The 16781-nt window shown below is 33.7% G+C and carries 15 protein-coding genes; 4 read left to right on the top strand and 11 right to left on the bottom strand.

Annotation, left to right across the window (positions count from 1 at the left end; translation table 11 throughout):
- The first annotated feature begins 75 nt into the window (after positions 1-75).
- Complete coding sequence (locus UH7x_RS12420) at positions 76-1458, top strand: exonuclease domain-containing protein (RefSeq protein WP_482360244.1); 1383 nt, start codon at positions 76-78, stop codon at positions 1456-1458.
- Positions 1459-1527: 69 nt separating this feature from the next.
- On the opposite strand, the gene UH7x_RS12415 is transcribed toward UH7x_RS12420, so the two are convergent.
- From UH7x_RS12415 to UH7x_RS12380, 8 genes are all read right to left on the bottom strand, one after another.
- Complete coding sequence (locus UH7x_RS12415) at positions 1528-2934, bottom strand: MBL fold metallo-hydrolase (protein WP_482360243.1); 1407 nt, start codon at positions 2932-2934, stop codon at positions 1528-1530.
- Positions 2935-2998: 64 nt separating this feature from the next.
- A complete protein-coding gene (locus tag UH7x_RS12410) occupies positions 2999-4723 on the bottom strand; it encodes a SulP family inorganic anion transporter (RefSeq protein ID WP_482360242.1) in 1725 nt (574 codons plus the stop codon).
- An 835-nt stretch (positions 4724-5558) separates the two neighbouring features.
- Entirely contained in the window at positions 5559-6008 is a 450-nt protein-coding gene (locus tag UH7x_RS12405; RefSeq protein ID WP_482360241.1) for a GNAT family N-acetyltransferase, read from the bottom strand.
- 147 nt (positions 6009-6155) lie between these two features.
- A complete protein-coding gene (locus tag UH7x_RS12400) occupies positions 6156-6935 on the bottom strand; it encodes an aldose epimerase family protein (protein WP_482360240.1) in 780 nt (259 codons plus the stop codon).
- A gap of 6 nt (positions 6936-6941) precedes the next feature.
- On the bottom strand, positions 6942-8132 hold the full coding sequence (locus UH7x_RS12395) for a cytochrome-c peroxidase (protein WP_482360239.1): 1191 nt from the start codon (positions 8130-8132) through the stop codon (positions 6942-6944).
- A gap of 78 nt (positions 8133-8210) precedes the next feature.
- Entirely contained in the window at positions 8211-9632 is a 1422-nt protein-coding gene (locus UH7x_RS12390; protein ID WP_482360238.1) for a CotH kinase family protein, read from the bottom strand.
- Between the two features lie 31 nt (positions 9633-9663).
- Entirely contained in the window at positions 9664-10644 is a 981-nt protein-coding gene (locus UH7x_RS12385; RefSeq protein ID WP_482360237.1) for a PLP-dependent cysteine synthase family protein, read from the bottom strand.
- A 41-nt stretch (positions 10645-10685) separates the two neighbouring features.
- Positions 10686-11924, bottom strand: a complete 1239-nt coding sequence (locus tag UH7x_RS12380; protein WP_482360236.1) for an ABC transporter permease — start codon at positions 11922-11924, stop codon at positions 10686-10688.
- A gap of 3 nt (positions 11925-11927) precedes the next feature.
- Here UH7x_RS12380 and UH7x_RS12375 point away from each other — a divergent pair, with 3 nt between their 5' ends.
- A complete protein-coding gene (locus UH7x_RS12375; protein ID WP_482360235.1) occupies positions 11928-13175 on the top strand; it encodes an exo-beta-N-acetylmuramidase NamZ family protein in 1248 nt (415 codons plus the stop codon).
- Positions 13176-13191: 16 nt separating this feature from the next.
- Here UH7x_RS12375 and UH7x_RS12370 read toward each other — a convergent pair whose 3' ends face one another.
- From UH7x_RS12370 to UH7x_RS12360, 3 genes are read right to left on the bottom strand one after another with little or no spacing between them, the layout of a single operon-like run.
- Complete coding sequence (locus UH7x_RS12370) at positions 13192-14031, bottom strand: sterol desaturase family protein (RefSeq protein ID WP_482360234.1); 840 nt, start codon at positions 14029-14031, stop codon at positions 13192-13194.
- 37 nt (positions 14032-14068) lie between these two features.
- Positions 14069-14563, bottom strand: a complete 495-nt coding sequence (locus tag UH7x_RS12365; RefSeq protein ID WP_482360233.1) for a YkgJ family cysteine cluster protein — start codon at positions 14561-14563, stop codon at positions 14069-14071.
- Positions 14556-15080 carry a DUF2059 domain-containing protein gene (locus tag UH7x_RS12360; protein WP_482360232.1) on the bottom strand — a complete coding sequence of 175 codons (525 nt, stop codon included), beginning with the start codon at positions 15078-15080 and terminating at the stop codon, positions 14556-14558. Before UH7x_RS12360 ends, UH7x_RS12365 begins: the two co-directional genes overlap by 8 nt.
- Positions 15081-15130: 50 nt before the next feature.
- On the opposite strand from UH7x_RS12360, the gene UH7x_RS12355 reads away from it, so the two are divergent.
- Positions 15131-15859: a class I SAM-dependent methyltransferase gene (locus UH7x_RS12355; protein WP_482360231.1), complete on the top strand. Its 729-nt coding sequence runs from the start codon at positions 15131-15133 to the stop codon at positions 15857-15859.
- Between the two features lie 37 nt (positions 15860-15896).
- The gene (locus tag UH7x_RS12350; protein ID WP_482360230.1) at positions 15897-16775 is read left to right on the top strand and encodes a hypothetical protein; all 879 of its coding nucleotides are present in this window, start codon (positions 15897-15899) and stop codon (positions 16773-16775) included.
- The last annotated feature ends 6 nt before the right edge of the window (positions 16776-16781 follow it).

The raw sequence follows: 16781 nt of genomic DNA, 5'->3' as shown, positions 1-16781 counted from the left end.
AGAAGAGTTATCTGAGGAAAAACTATTGAATAAAAGCTGAATTAATATCATAACTTTATTGCTTCAAAGAAGAACATGTACACAATAATTGATATCGAAACCACTGGCAACGGAATTGAAGGAAATCGAATTACCGAAATTTCGATTTTTAAATACGATGGTCATGACATTATAGACGAGTTTACGTCCCTTGTAAACCCTGAAATGCCAATTCCCTATTTCATCACTGGTTTAACAGGAATTGATGATGACATGGTGCGGAATGCACCTAAACTAATTGAGCTTATTCCAAAAATTATTGAAATAACAAACGACACAATATTTGTAGCGCATAGCGTCAATTTTGATTACAACGTAATAAAAAATGAATTCAAAAATTTAGGATACGAATTTGTAAAAAAGAAACTCTGTACCGTACGACTTTCTCGTAAATTATTTCCTGGTTACAAATCGTACAGCTTAGGGAAATTATGTACAGCTTTAAATATACCACTCAAAGATAGGCACCGCGCTAGAGGTGATGCACATGCTACAGTACTTTTGTTTGAAAAACTATTGCGAGCCGAGAGTGCGGACAAAGTCTTTAAGACCTTTTTAAATTCTCGTTCTCAAGAAGCTACTTTACCCCCATTACTTTCTAGAAAAGTATATGACGAATTACCAACCAAGCCTGGTGTTTATTATTTTAAAGACACCAATGGTAAGATAATTTATGTTGGAAAAGCAATTAATATTAAAAAACGAATTACAGGACACTTCTACGATAAATCTGAAAAAGAAGTAAAACTTTGTAGAGAAACTGCTCATATAGATTTTGAACTTTCAGGTAGTGAAGTACTTGCGTTATTGATGGAATCTGCAGCTATTAAACATCACTTTCCAAAATATAATTCTGCACAAAAAAGGAAGTCGCAACAGTATGGTATTTTTTCTTATCAAGATCAAAACGATATTATGCATTTAGCCCCAAACAAATTAAAAGCTATGCCCAACGCCTTAGCTACTTTTAATAGTATTTCTGAATGTAGAACCTATCTAGAAAACGTTTGTAGAGACTTTAAACTTTGTCCAAAATATTGTCATTTACAAGAAAATGTTTCTAAATGTTCGCATTATAGCATCGTAAATTGTGAGGGTATTTGTAGTGGTAGTGAAAATATTTCAGACTATAATTTAAAAGTTGAAAATGCTATTGCATTTATGCGTTCGAAAAAAGAAAATTATTTTATTAAAGAAAAAGGAAGAACACTCAAAGAAGAAGCCATTATTTTAGTTAAAGATGGCACCTATAACGGTTATGCTTTTATTGAAAAAGAAAGTAGCATCACAAATTTTAATGACCTCGAAGCTTATATCACACTACAAAATAGTACGATAGAAACACAACAAATAATAGATTCATACTTAATTAAGAATATTATGAATGTATTTTCCTTTGAAAAAGAATCCAATATTTAATTTACAATTGGGTGGTTACAATTTAAGGTTCTAAACATTCATAGTTTATTCTTTCTATTTAATAAATTTTTACAACGTTGTCGGGCAAACAAAATCTGTTACAGAGGCCCCTGCTTCTTTTAAGGCACCAAAACCACCTTCAATATTTATTAAATTATGATAACCTCGACTCTTTAGTATAGAGGCAGCGATAACGGAACGATAGCCACCTGCACAGTGAACGAAAAAGGTTTCATCCGGTAACTCGCTAAGGTGAGCATTTAAATTGCTTAATGGCGCATTGTGCGCATCTGTTAAATGCTCCGATCCAAACTCAGTTTCCTTTCGAACATCAAAAACTTGATTTTTAACCGTATTAATTTTTTCTGTTGCCTCAATAGCAGATACAGAATTTATGACATCAATATCCTTTCCTGATTTTTGCCAGGCGGCAAGTCCACCTTCTAGATATCCAATAGTGCCATCAAAGCCTACGCGCGACAATCTGGTAACTGCTTCTTTTTCCTTCCCTTCTGGAGTGATTAACAATAAAGGTTGCGCAACGTCACCAATCAACGCCCCAACCCAAGGTGCAAAATCACCATTCAGTCCAATAAAAATTGAACGTGGAACGTGGCCTTTTACAAAATCATCTTGATGACGAACATCAAGAATTAAAGCTCCCGTTTCGTTAGCCGCAGTTTCAAAGGCTTCTGGTGACAAGGCAGTAGTACCTCTATCCAAGACTTCGGCTATATCCTCATAACCTTCTTTGTTCATTTTTACATTCAATGGGAAATATTGTGGTGGTGGCAATAAACCATCTGTTACTTCTTTTACGAATTCTTCTTTGGTCATATCTGCTCTCAAGGCATAGTTCATCTTCTTCTGATTACCTAAAGAATCTACCGTTTTTTTCATCATGTTCTTACCGCAGGCAGAACCTGCACCATGAGCTGGGTAAACAATTACATCATCGGCTAGTGGCATTATTTTTTTACGAAGACTTTCAAACAGAATTCCTGCTAAATCTTCTTTGGTCATATCGGCAGCTTTTTGTGCCAAATCTGGTCTTCCAACATCGCCTAAAAATAAGGTGTCACCAGAAAAAATTGCATGGTCTTTTCCATTTTCATCTTTTAGCAAATATGTTGTACTCTCCATTGTATGACCTGGAGTATGGAGTGCTGTTATACTAATTTTTCCCAATTTAAACTCCTGACCATCTTTTGCTATTATCGCTTCAAATGACGGATTCGCATTAGGCCCATATATAATTGGAGCCCCAGTTTCTTTTGAAAGCGTTACATGACCACTTACAAAATCGGCATGAAAGTGTGTTTCAAAAATATATTTGATTTTAGCGTCGCTCTCCTTTGCCTTCTTTACATAATTTGTAACCTCGCGCAATGGATCTATAATAGCTACTTCCCCATCACTCTCTATATAATATGCACCTTGTGCCAAACAACCTGTATAAATCTGCTCAATTATCATAAAACTATTATTTGCTATTACTCGTAAAGTTAACTTGAATTAATTTTTAAAAAAATGATAAAAATCAACAATGATTTTTTTGATATGCCACCTTATCTCGTAATAAATTTACCTTCTCGGGGTTATCAAAATAGTCGACGGCCTCTTTGGTTTTCACAAAAAGAAAATCTTTCTCTAGGGCATTAATTATGCCACTACTAAAAATAATATCTCTAGTAGGGCCAATAGCACCCGCTATAATAAACTGTAAATCTCTATCATGTAATTCATTAATAATTTGAACTAGCATCGCAGCTGCGCTAGAATCTATATAATTAATTGCCTCCGCATTTAAAATAACACCCTTTAAACTTTTGCCTTTAGCTGCAATATATTTATACAATTCTTCTCTAAAATATTTCTTATTCCCGAAATATAGTTGTGAATCGAAACGCACTATTAACAAATCGTCTCGTACAATTATCTCATCTTCAAAACGATCTACGTTTTTGTAATAGTCGGAATCTTTAATATTACCTAACTCTGCAAAATGTGGCTTTGATGTTCGATAAACCATTACCAAAAGGGAGATTAATACCCCGGTTAAAATTCCTTGTGGGATACCAATGAACAACGTAATAAAAAAGGTTAGTAATAAAACTACAAATTCATCTTTTCGGTTTTTCCATAATTTTCTAGGATAGCTGATATCTAGTAATCCAAAAACCGAAACCATAATTATGGCTCCTAAAACAGCATTAGGCAGGTAATAAAATAATGGTGCCAAAAAGAATAAAGTAATTACTACCAAAATCATTGTAAAAAAACCAGCCAAATTTGTTTTACCACCAGCTTCACCACTTATTGCTGATCGCGAAAAACTCCCCGTTATAGGATAGGATTGAAAAAAAGAACCTACCAAATTAGATGCCCCAATTGCCACCAATTCTTGATTCGCATCCAAATTGTTTTCATTATTTTTTTCTTCTAAAGCTGTTCCTATTGAAATGGCTTCCAAATAACCAACAAGTGCAATTGTTAGGGCTATCGGCCACATGGTAATAATGTTTTTAAAACTTATTTGGGGAATTTCAAATGATGGTAAGCCAGTAGGTATTTCACCAACTATTTTAATTCCATTCACATCTAAATGCAATGCATACACCATTAAAATTCCAACTATAACGGCTAAGAGTATAGCCGGAATTCTTTTATTCCATTTTTTTATTAATACTATTAAAGCAATTGCTGACAATCCAATCATCAAATCATACATATTTGTTTCGCCAATGTTTACAAAAACATTGCTTACCAGTTGTAAAAACTGAGGGCTATTTTCGACATCCGTTCCTAATATGTGCTTGATTTGACTAAAAATGATAATCAATGCCGCACCCGATGTAAATCCATTTATAACTGGCTTAGAAAGAAAATTCACCAAAAACCCCATGCGAAATATTCCCAATAACAATTGTATTGCCCCAACCAAAAAAGCCAAGAAAATTGCCATGGCAATATAGTTTTCGATGCCAGTAATGGCTAAAGCGCCTAGACTCGCGGCCACTAACAAAGAATCCATAGCAACAGGACCAATAGCCAATTGCCTAGATGTACCCAAAAAAGTGTACATGAATAACGGAAACAAAGAAGCATAAAGTCCGTAAACTGGAGGCAAACCTGCAATCATAGCATAGGCCATAGCCTGAGGTATCAAAATAATTGCCACAGTTAAACCAGCAAAGATGTCTTTTTTTAAAAATGTCCAATTATAATTTGGAACCCATTTCAGAAATGGAAGGAATTTTTGCATTATTCAAATTTAACAATTATCTGCGGAAAGTATTCTTTCTAGTGGCCTTACATTAAGTTTTGAAAGAATGATTACACGATCTCAATATCATACTATTATTTGTTCTATAGGGTCCTACTTAAATATGGATTAAAAGCAGCAAATAGTGTCGGATATTTTATTATTAAACCATCAATTTAACTACTATTAAATTGAAAATATAAACTAGATCTTTGAGTGACTCTTCTTAACGACCTAGGCCCCAAGTAATAGCTGAAATTAAAAAGCTAAACGAAAAAATAAATTGCTTTGCATGTCTTTAAAAGATTAATTCACAGATGCCAAATAACCCATAATTTCATGAATTAGATCTTTTAATAAAACCTTACAAAGAATTATATATCAACTTGTAAACTATCTTAAAAAGATATTAAATCATCACCTGTACTAATTAGTTATCACCCAAATTTCCGGATCTATAGTATTATGCTTTTAAATAATTCAATTCAACAGTGGATTTCTTTAAACTATACAACTACTAATTAACTAAGGTTCATGTAATGTAGTCTGAAGAAAGATAATTAGATCAACAAGATCTTTGAATAGCCCTAAATAACGATCTAGTATTCAAGTTTTAAAAAGCAATAAAAACAAAAATAAGTATTTGGTGTTTTCGAATAAATAACACCTGATTTTCAACATAAAAGAAACAACAATAGAAAGTTAAATTGGCCTAATAATTTCATATTTATCGCCATTCAAAAAATATTCATCAGAACTCAATTACAACCATAAATGATGTAGTTTAAAAACAAAAAAAACTCTCAAATAACCTATTTTTAAATTAATAGTATGATTACAATACCTTCTCAAAACAAACACTGTTTTCTACTCCAGAATATTGGCCATAATTTTCAATAACTACATACTTGTTTTTTTTATACAAGGCAATTGCATCTTGTTGACGTTTACCTGTTTCTAATATACATTTAGCAAACCCTAATTCATGAGCCCAACTTTCTAATTCAATTAAAGTTTTAGAGGCTAAACCTAAACCGCGAAATTTAGGAATTGTATACATACGTTTAACCTCCATTGCATCATTACCGTATTGTTTAATTGCACCACAGGCTACAGCTGTTTGGTCTTGATAAAAAACAACAGCATATTTTATGGCATCCAATCCATTGTACTGATTGTAGAAAGAATGATCTTCTCCATCAATTTCTGCTAACTCTTTATCAAGCATAGCTACGAGCTTTATAAAAGTTTTATCAGATGAATCTGATCTTTGAATAGTTTCCATTAATGATCTAATTTTCAGGCAACAAGTTAATTTTAAAAAGCATGAGAATAAAATAAAAATTTCTAGCCATTACATTTAAACCATTGGCGATAAAAGCATAAGAGCATGGTAGATCAATTTGATCTTTGAGTAGATAATATTAAGGATCTAATTATCAGGAATTAGATAAACTTTAAAAACCATTGAATCATTTTCAAGTGCCATAAAACCTTTATATAAATCACTAGCTTCTAGGGCATATGGGTAAAAGGTAATTGGTTCTATACATATCATATTTGGTACTTCTGTCCACAGCATAAAATTGCCAAAACCTTCTGTTTTAATTTTTAAATTTCTCTTATCTTTCAATATGATTTCTTTAGAATCTACCACTTGATACGCACGACTACCGACAGCCAAAACCTCTTTTAATAAAATACTTTTTCTGTTGGATTCTATAATAGGATTCTCAGTGATTAAATTAAATGCCGGATGATAGCCCAACATAAAAGGCATTCCTTTTTCTCCTTCTATGACAAAAGAAATTATTAATCCATTTTCAGTAAGATTAAATACTTTTTTAAAAGTGAAATTATAAGGCCATGAGAGATTTTCAGCGGTTGATTTATTCGGAAATTTTGAATTTGAAACCTCCGTATTTGCTGCATATGTTTTTACATAATTTGCTTTAGAATCAGTTTGTCCATTTAACTCATACTTTAGTTCACGCAACAAACCATGCTGATCTTGAATGGCATATCCCCTATCTGTTTTAACTCTAAAATCAGCCTCACTAGTGGGGCCTATAATTGGAAACATTTCTGTATCAGCATTTCTCCAACCTGGACTACCTTTCTGATGAATAAATTCGTGTGCATCAATCTTGTAGCTAATTAATTCTCCATTATCAATATAGACGATTGCATTATTTAATACTAACTTTTCCATGAAACCCTAATTTATATTTCCTCCAACTGCTAGTCCACTAGGCACCGCATTCGGAATTTCTCTATCAAACTCTTCGTCGTTCAAGGTATTTAAAAAAGATATTATTAACGACATTTCCTTAACTGATAATTTCAACTCTCGAACAAATGGATCAAATTGTTCTGCGGTCACATCTGCATTTCGCTCTTTACCGTTTGAGATATCCTCATAAAATTCTAAAACTCTTTTTAAAGACACCAAACTACCGTTGTGCATATATGGGGCCGTAAATCTTAGATTGCGTAAACTGGGAGTTCTAAAGGCAAACGTATCTCGAATACCTTTGTCTATTTCTACAAGCTTATTGTTTTTTGGTACTCCTAGCACATGTGGTAGGTAATCGGAAAACATAGGACCATTATGACAATTGATACAACCCACCGATTTAAAAAGTTCAAAACCATCTTTTTCAGAAATATGAATTGCATCCTTATCGCCACGCATATACTGATCAAATCGAGAATTGTTCGCTACTAATGTACGTTCGAATGATGCAATTGCTTTAGACAAATTTGAAATAGTAATTGCATTTGTACTATCGAAAGCTTTATCAAAAAGCTCTTGGTACGCTGGGATGGCTTTGAGACGTTGTATGACAACATCTAATATTTCGTCTTCTGCAAAATTATTCCCGCGCATCTCCTCTAAAGCTTTTATGGGCTCTAAGGCTTGTTTCTCTAAGCTCCTTGCTCTTTCATCCCAAAACATAGTTGCTTGCTCCGGATCGTACCTATTATTAGCGTCGATACCATTAAAAGCAGCATTTAATATTGTTTGAGCATTTCTTTTTACAAAGGGAATATCATTGGGACTTTTAAATCTTCGTTTAGAACCCAAACCACTAGCATTAGGGCCAATTGATATATCTAAAAACTCTGAATACCCCGTATTTGGATGATGACAGGTTACACAAGCTAAATCTTTATTACCAGAAAGAATAGGGTCATAAAAAAGTAACTTCCCTAATGCAATTTTATCTATTGATTGTTGATTATTGGCCGGAGATTTTACCTTATTTGGTAAAGCCGAAACACGATTCAATAATGCCGTTTTTCTTGTAGACCGCTCTTCTGAATTAGATTTCCTATTATTCGAATTATTGCATCCAAATAGCACGGTAACCGATAAAAACAATAAGAAATATTGAAACTTAAACATCTGAAAAACGTGAATTTCTAATCAATTTATAAATCTTTAATTAGAATTAAGGGACTGTAAAGCAAAAATTAAATAACTCTAAAGGTCATTTATAGCTCCATCGAGCCAATTTAGTCGATTTTCTAACCAATCTGACAGAAAGTCTAATTCCTCATCATAACTGGCACCAACAAAAGAATTTGGCCAGATATACTCATTAAAAACGGGCCATTTACCAAAATTCGCGTCAATGGCGCCAGCCTTTAAAAGTGTAGCTTCGTAAGAGTCGATTTTTGCTTGCACAGTAGCATTTGACAATAATCCTCCACGTAAAGCATTATAGCGCGTTTGAAGTTGTGCAACAAAAGCCGGATCTTTCATAAATTGATCCCACCAAAAAGGTGTTAACGAATTGTCTTCTGAACAACGTTCATTGTATTTGTAAGCCCAAATATTATAGGCATCATTACCACAATAATCAACATTACCAAAGGCTATATTAAAATCCCATACCGGACCCATTTTTAACTTCTCGTTTTTTTCTTTATGCATAAAAGTGCTTAAACGATAGCCGTCAATATTATTAGAAATTTCATTAAGAATAAAAAAATCGATAAAACTATCTACATCTATATAAGCAGTATATCCATTTACCGAATCTTCAAAGTCCTCAGAAACTAATGCATTTTCAAATTGATACACATAATCTGATATATAAGCTCTTTGTTCTGTTGTAATATCATCTACATCAGGATATTCATACTGAAAATATATCTTTTGCCCTGTGGAGGCAAATAAAGGATCAAAATCAGATACAAATGAATTACGACTATTAAGGTCATCGTCTACATTGCCTGTAGTTTTATCAATTTTTAAGATATATCCGCCGGTTAAATCTTCACCAGAATTCTCATCATCCTTTAATTTGTTAATGTCTATTCTGTTCGAATCTCGTTTAAGTTTTTCCATAAAAACATAAACCCCTTGATATTCCTCATTAATTTCGAGTTCCACAAATTTTGTTCGACTTGCATATTGTCCAATATCGCGAGACAAATCATACACCAACATATTCCTGACCAAAGATTTATCACTATAAGGCCCATGTAAGACCCAATCTTCTTCTTCAGGAAATCCTAATAACTCTACTTTAAAATCTTCTCCATTTTCATCCCTAGTTTCTATACCATAGCCCTTTTTAGGAAACATCTGAGAAGAAGAACCCCTGTATTCTATGCCTAGAAAACCTTGAAGAGTTGCTTCGCCAGCTTCTACTACAGTATAATTTGCATCAATTTTGGGTTCATCAACAATTTCAGAACCGTTTGTATTTATTTGAATTAATGGCAGTTTATCTTCCGGTGCAATTACAATCTCTTCAGGCTCTTCTTCTTCACTCTTTTGCGCCTGAATAACTGGTTCTATGGTATTATCACTACTACATGAGCTACCGAAAATTAATAGTATTCCGACAACAATTGAAGAAAAACTTATGCGGTATATGCGGGGTATACTTTTCATAATTAGAATTAAAAAATCAATATACCAAAAACTATTCTAAAAACCCTTTTTCACGCATCCAATCGTCATTATACATTTTACCAACATAGCGACTACCATGGTCATGAAAAAGCACAACTACAACATCATCTTTCTTAAAATGTTCTTTCAATTGTAATAATCCCTTAATTGCTGCCCCTGCAGAATTACCTAAAAACATACCCTCTTCTTTCGCCAAGCGCTGTGTATAAATCGCCGCATCTTTATCGGTAACTTTAGTAAAACCATCTATGACTTTAAAATCTACATTTTTAGGGAGTATATCTTCACCAATACCTTCTGTAATATATGGGTAGATTTCATTTTCATCAAAAATACCGGTCTCATGATATTTTTTAAAAACAGAACCATAAGTATCAACACCCCAAATTTTAATATCAGGATTTTTGCTTTTTAAAAATTTCCCCACTCCAGATATGGTACCACCCGTACCAACACCAACAATGAAATGAGTGATTTTTCCATCTGTTTGCTGCCAAATTTCCGGACCCGTGCTTATAAAATGGGCCTTTGTATTAGATGGATTATCATATTGATTTACATACCACGAATTCGGAATTTCTGTTGCTAATCTTTTTGCAGTAGAATAATAGCTACGAGGATCATCGGGTGCTACATCAGTTGGACATACATGTACTTCACTACCCATAGCGCGGAGTATATCCATCTTCTCTTTGGACTGCTTGTCACTCAATACACAAATTAGTTTATAGCCTTTTATTATCGCGACAAGTGCTAACCCCATACCGGTGTTTCCTGATGTTCCTTCAATTATCGTACCTCCCTGTTTTAGTAATCCAGATTCTTCTGCATCCTCCACTAACTGCAATGCCATGCGGTCTTTAACCGAATTTCCAGGATTAAATGTTTCGTATTTAGCTAACACTAAACAAGGCAACTCAGAAACTAATTTATTTAGTTTTACCATTGGTGTATTTCCAATAGTTTCTAAAATGTTTTTTGCGTACTCCATTTGCTGAAATAATAATTCTTAATTAAATACTAATCTTAAAACTATTCGAATTTAATGGCCTTTACAGGTGAAATTTTGGAAATAATTAATGATGGAATTAGTAGCATTAAAAAGCAAAGCAACAATACTCCCAGATTTAATAATACTATAGAAGCTACGTCAATATGAACTGGTATGTAGTCAATATAATATTGTTCTGGATTTGGAAACTTAAACCATTTAAATTTTTGCTGTAATAATAAAAGACCCAACCCAATTAGATTTCCCCAAAAAAGTCCGATACCGATTAAGTATGTCGCATTGTATAAAAAAACCTTTCTCACCATCAAATCGGAAGCCCCCATTGCTTTTAAAACCCCTATCATTTGTGTGCGTTCTAAAATCAAAACTAGTAGTGCTGTAATCATATTTATACCGCCTACAATTATCATAATTCCAATAATCATGGCGATGTTAAAGTCGAATAGACTCATCCATTCAAACGTGTCGTAATATTTAGTTTTTATATTTTGCGCATCTAAGTTAGACACTGTTTGCCCATAAATTTCTTTGCTTTTCTCATCTATTTCATCAAAATTTTCAAGGAACACCTCAAAATTTCCAACTTCATCCGCCGTCCATTTATTCATGCGCTGAATATGTCGAATGTCAGTAAAAAAATAAGTGCCGTCAAATTCTTCAAACCTACTATCATATAAACCTACAATGGTAAATTTTCGCTGATTAGGACTTTTTAAATCATCTTCTTTCGGGAAAAAAGTAAAGAATGAATCCCCAACCTTTAACTTTAAACGATTCGCCATCAATTTAGACAACAGTACTTCATCATTTAATTTTCCTGAATAATCTGGCAAACGACCAGCTACAATATATTCTTCGAGCAAACTCCAATCATAATCCGTACCTACGCCTTTGGCTATTGTTCCTTCAAAAGTTTCTTCAGTACGTATAACGCCTCCCTTGGTAGCGACGGCCTGAACATGTGTTATACCATCTATGCTTTTAAATTCTGGGTAAAAATCTTGATTTAAAGAAACTGGTGAAACCGAAATATCAGAATTATTATTGTCGTAATTTTGTATTTGGATATGGCCATTAAACGCAGTGAGTTTTTCCCTTATTTTATGCTTAAGACCCACGCCTGTAGCAATAGCCATTAACATCATAATAATACTAACCGCAATAGCGACTATTGCAATTTTTATTATTGTTGCGGATATACTAATTTTATGCTCCGCCCCTTTAATTAACCTTTTAGCGATAAAGAATTCTAAATTCAAAAGATGCCCATTTTTTCCAATTTCAAAAATACAGTTTTATTATGGGTTTTAATTCCCATAATCATAGTCAGCTCTTGTGGCAATCAAAGTAAAACCGCGAATAAAAAAAACGATACAGCTTATGATAAAAGTGAGCTATCTCAATCGCGCATAATAGTTGGAGCCAATAACATGAACGCTTATCTACCGCAATTAAAAGGACAAAGAGTAGCTATAGTCGCTAACCAAACTAGTGTTATTTTTAAAGAGCAAAACCAACATACGCACCTAGTAGACTCTTTACTAGCCTTAAATGTGAATATTAAAAAGGTTTTCGCACCCGAACATGGTTTTAGAGGTGAAGCTGATGCTGGAGAACATGTAAAAGATGGGTTTGATGCAAAAACTGGACTTCCCTTAATTTCTCTATATGGTAAAAACAGAAAACCAACTCCTTCGCAACTAGCAAATGTTGATGTGGTTATTTTTGACATTCAAGATGTAGGTGTGCGTTTCTACACTTATATCGCAACATTGCAATTGGTGATGGAGGCCTGTGCGGAAAGTAAAAGAAAAATTATCGTTTTAGATCGACCAAACCCAAACGGACATTATATTGATGGTCCAACAATGAAGACGGAAAATCAAGGATTCTTGGGCATGACCAATATTCCTTTGGTTTACGGCATGACCATAGGTGAATATGCCAATATGGTAAATGGAGAAGGTTGGCTAAGTGGCAATAAGCATGTAAATCTCACAATTGTACCCTTAGACAAATATTCTCATGATTCTGAATATAAATTACCCATACGGCCTTCTCCAAACTTACCAAACGCCGAATCTATAAACCTCTACCCTAGTCTTGGTTTATTCGAAGGGACAAATATTAACGCCGGCCGTGGCACTGAATTTCAATTTCAACGGTATGGAGCTTCGTTTTTAGACTCAACACAATACAGTTTTAAATATTTCCCAAGGCCAAATTTTGGATCTAAAAGCCCTAAGGAAAATGGAAAAAAATGTTATGGCAAAGATTTATCGGCCATACCAAAACTCAATGAAGTTTCTTTAAAATGGATTATTGATGCCTATGCTAATTGCACCGACAAAACTTTGTTTTTTAACACCTCTGGGTTTACAAAACATGCGGGCACAGAGTTACTTCAACAGCAAATTGAAAAAGGGCTTTCTGAAGATGTAATAAAAGAGTCGTGGCAAGAAGATATTGCCGCTTTTAAACTAATTCGCGAGAAATATTTGTTGTATTAGAAATATCTGCAGCTTATTATTTTTTCTCAGGATTATTTGTAGGCTTCCGATATTTATGAAAGGGTTGTTTTAAAAGAACAGATAACTTTGCGTTTTCTTCTTCATTAAAAAAAGTATCCACACCATAAACAATTTTATCAGTATCTAACTTCATAAAAGTACCGAGTAAACGATCCCATATTGAAAAAATATTACCATAATTAGAATCAGTATAGGGTAACATATGGTGATGATGTACTTTATGCATATCTGGAGAAACGATAACCCAACTCAAAATTTCATCGATTTTTTTCGGTAAGCCAATATTCGCATGTCCAAATTGTGTAGCTACCAATGACAACGACTGGTACAGCATAATCACCCCCATTGGGGCACCAACTAAATAAACACCGAAAAGTGTGAATGCGTAACGAATCATACTTTCAAGAGGATGATGTCTGTTTGCTGTAGTTGTATCTACATTATGGTCTGTATGATGCACCAAATGAACCATCCATAATGGTTTAACATTATGTTCTACAAAATGTGCTAAATAGGCTCCAATGAAATCGAGCAACATAACACCTAAAAGCACGTATAGCCATAGTGGCATTTCAGGTAACCAGTTAATAATTCCGAAATCGTTTGCTACTGCCCAATCACTTGTTTTTAATAACAAAAAAGCCAAAAAGAAATTAATAATAATGGTGGTAATTGTAAAAAACAGATTCGGCCAGGCATGTTCCCATTTTTTATAATTGAATTTGTAAAGCGGCACTAAACCTTCAAGAATCCAAAAAAAAGTAAGCCCTCCTACCAATATTAAACTACGATGGGCAGGAGGTATATTTTCAAAATAATTTAATAATGATTCCATATCCTAAATATAACAAACTTCCTTTTTAATTATAAAATCAATGTTTGATAGCCTTTTTCATAGCCTCTACAATATTATATGCGGCTGGGCAAATGGCGACATTTTTCATCGTAAGATTACTAATTTGCTGAAACTTCTTTCTATCTGTATGCGGAAATTCACGACACGCCTTTGGACGAACATCATAGATTGAACAATAGTTTTGATCATCTAAAAAAGTACAAGGCACACTTTGTAAAACATGATCATTCTCTTCATCTACTCTTAAATATGTTTCAATAAACCGCTGTGGTTTTAATCGTAAATATTTGGCAATACGCTCAATATCAGCATTCGTAAAAAGTGGTCCTGTGGTTTTACAACAATTGGCACAATTTAGACAATCAGTATTTTCAAATTCAGTTTCATGTAATTCTTGCATTACATAATATAAATTTTTCGGCGGCTTCTTTTTTAGTTTAGCAAAGAACTTTTTATTTTCAGTATGCTTCTCCTTAGCCTTTTGTGCAAGGTCTTCTAACTGGCTATTCACTTTTTAATAAACTTACAGCAGTTTCATACAAATCACGACTCCAGTTCTCAGAGGCAATGGCAATTTCTGCCGATAATGATTGTTGTTTTTCTACTATTTTCTGTCCTACTGCAGTATTGTAATACGAATTCAATTCTTGCTTCTGTGTATCACTCATTTTTGTGCGATCTAACATTAACTGTTTTCCTGTATCTGTTTGATAAAAATCAATCATTTGCCCTAAATCTTCCTTCGTGAAATTAGAATTATAAATTGGCACCAATAGCGCTTTCATATCGGCTATAGCCTTATCCTTATTATCATTAAGAAATTGCCACCCTTGAGCGTTTTCTTCAGATTTAGGATATTGTTTATCCAACATTAAAAGCAATTGACCATAGGCATAATCGTATTGCTGAAGACTACCATTTGATTCTAAATATGTTGAAGCTAATGAATCTTCAGTTGTATCTTGAGCAATTACAAATGCTGTAATGAACATGAATAGTCCGATAAATAAGCGTGTGAGCTTTTTCATAATGTGCGGGGTTTATGCTTCTTCAATTAAATCAAAAGTGCCACATTTGCATGCAAAGTACAAATAATATGACTACCGATGTTTTTGGCAAGGCGCTACTTGATTATCAAAATGGAAATTATTCTGAAGATATCGTTACAAATTCTTCGTTAGAAGAGGAAGATATTATTCCCCTGCCCCATCTATTTAGAAATTTCCAACAAATGCCTAAAATAGAGCAAATTGCACTAGAAAATTGCACTGGAAAGGTACTAGACATTGGTTGTGGCGCGGGTAGTCACAGTTTACATTTACAACAAAAAGGACTATCAGCAACTGCCTTAGATATTAGTGAAGGGGCAATTTCGGTTAGTAAAGCAAGAGGCGTGGAACATGCAATTTGTTTGGATATCATGAATTATTCTGCTAAAAAATATGATACACTTTTACTTTTAATGAATGGAATTGGTATTGTTGGTAAATTATCCAATTTAGATGATTTTTTAAATCATGCTAAGAAATTATTGACTTCTGAAGGTTACATTTTACTTGATTCTAGTGATATAATATACATGTATGAAACAGAAAATGGTTATTATGATATTTCAGATATAGAAAATTATTACGGGGAAGTTGAATTTAAAATGACCTATAAAAATGAAGTAAGCAGCCCTTTTGACTGGTTATATATAGATTTTGAGACCTTGGAAGCTGTAGCACTTAAAAATGGTTTTGAATGTGACATGTTATTTACAGGAAGTCATTTCGACTATTTAGCAAAGTTATACCCCATAACATAATAGTAGGCATGGAAATTGCGTTCTTAAACTAAAGCAAATGATGAATATTCGCAAAATTGGATTTTACACCCTACTGCTATGTTTTATAATACTTACCAACTGTTCTAAAAATTCTGATGATGAAACGGAACAAAAAATTGACAAAACATTAAATCTACAAGCAACTGGTGATTCTGCCAATGATATACTTTCAAACACAAAATACACCAAATTACTTATTGAAATAGGCTATGTTACTGGTTTTAAACCAACATCAGCTTCTATAACGAGTTTTACCGATTTTTTAAGAGCGCATACTTTTAAAGACGATATTGAAGTAATCTATAATGAGCTTGCTTCCCCAGAAAAAGACTCCTTGTCGCTCAATGAAATTGCCGAGCTCGAAACTGAAAATCGCACCAAATATAACAGTGGTGAAACTTTGGCTATTTACATTTATTTTAGCGATGCCTCTGCTGAAGATGACGACGAAGACGAAGGCTTAGTAACACTTGGAGCAGTTTACAGAAATACTTCGATGATTATTCACGAAGCTACTGTTAGAAGCCTAGCTGCACAAAGTTTTTTTATCACCAATACAGATATTGAAGCTGCTACATTGAATCATGAATTTGGTCATTTATTTGGATTAGTTGATTTAGGAACTCCTGAAGTTAACCCGCATGAAGATCCCGATGCTGAAAATCATTGTGATATTGAAGGTTGTTTAATGCGCGCTGAATTACAATTTGGCGGACCTTCTAATAAAGGACAGGTAAACAATACTACTGAAAGTACAGGCGGTTTAAAAGCAGGATGTTCTTTAAGCGGCAAAACTGTTTTAAGTATGCTATCGAATAAAACATCGAAAGGTGCAGCTACAGTGTCCTTAGATGATGAATGTATACTTGACTTACAAGCTAATGGTGGGCGCTAGACTTAC

The organism is Aurantibacter sp. UH7 (assembly GCF_056839165.1).
This window is presented reverse-complemented; position numbering and strand designations above follow the sequence as displayed.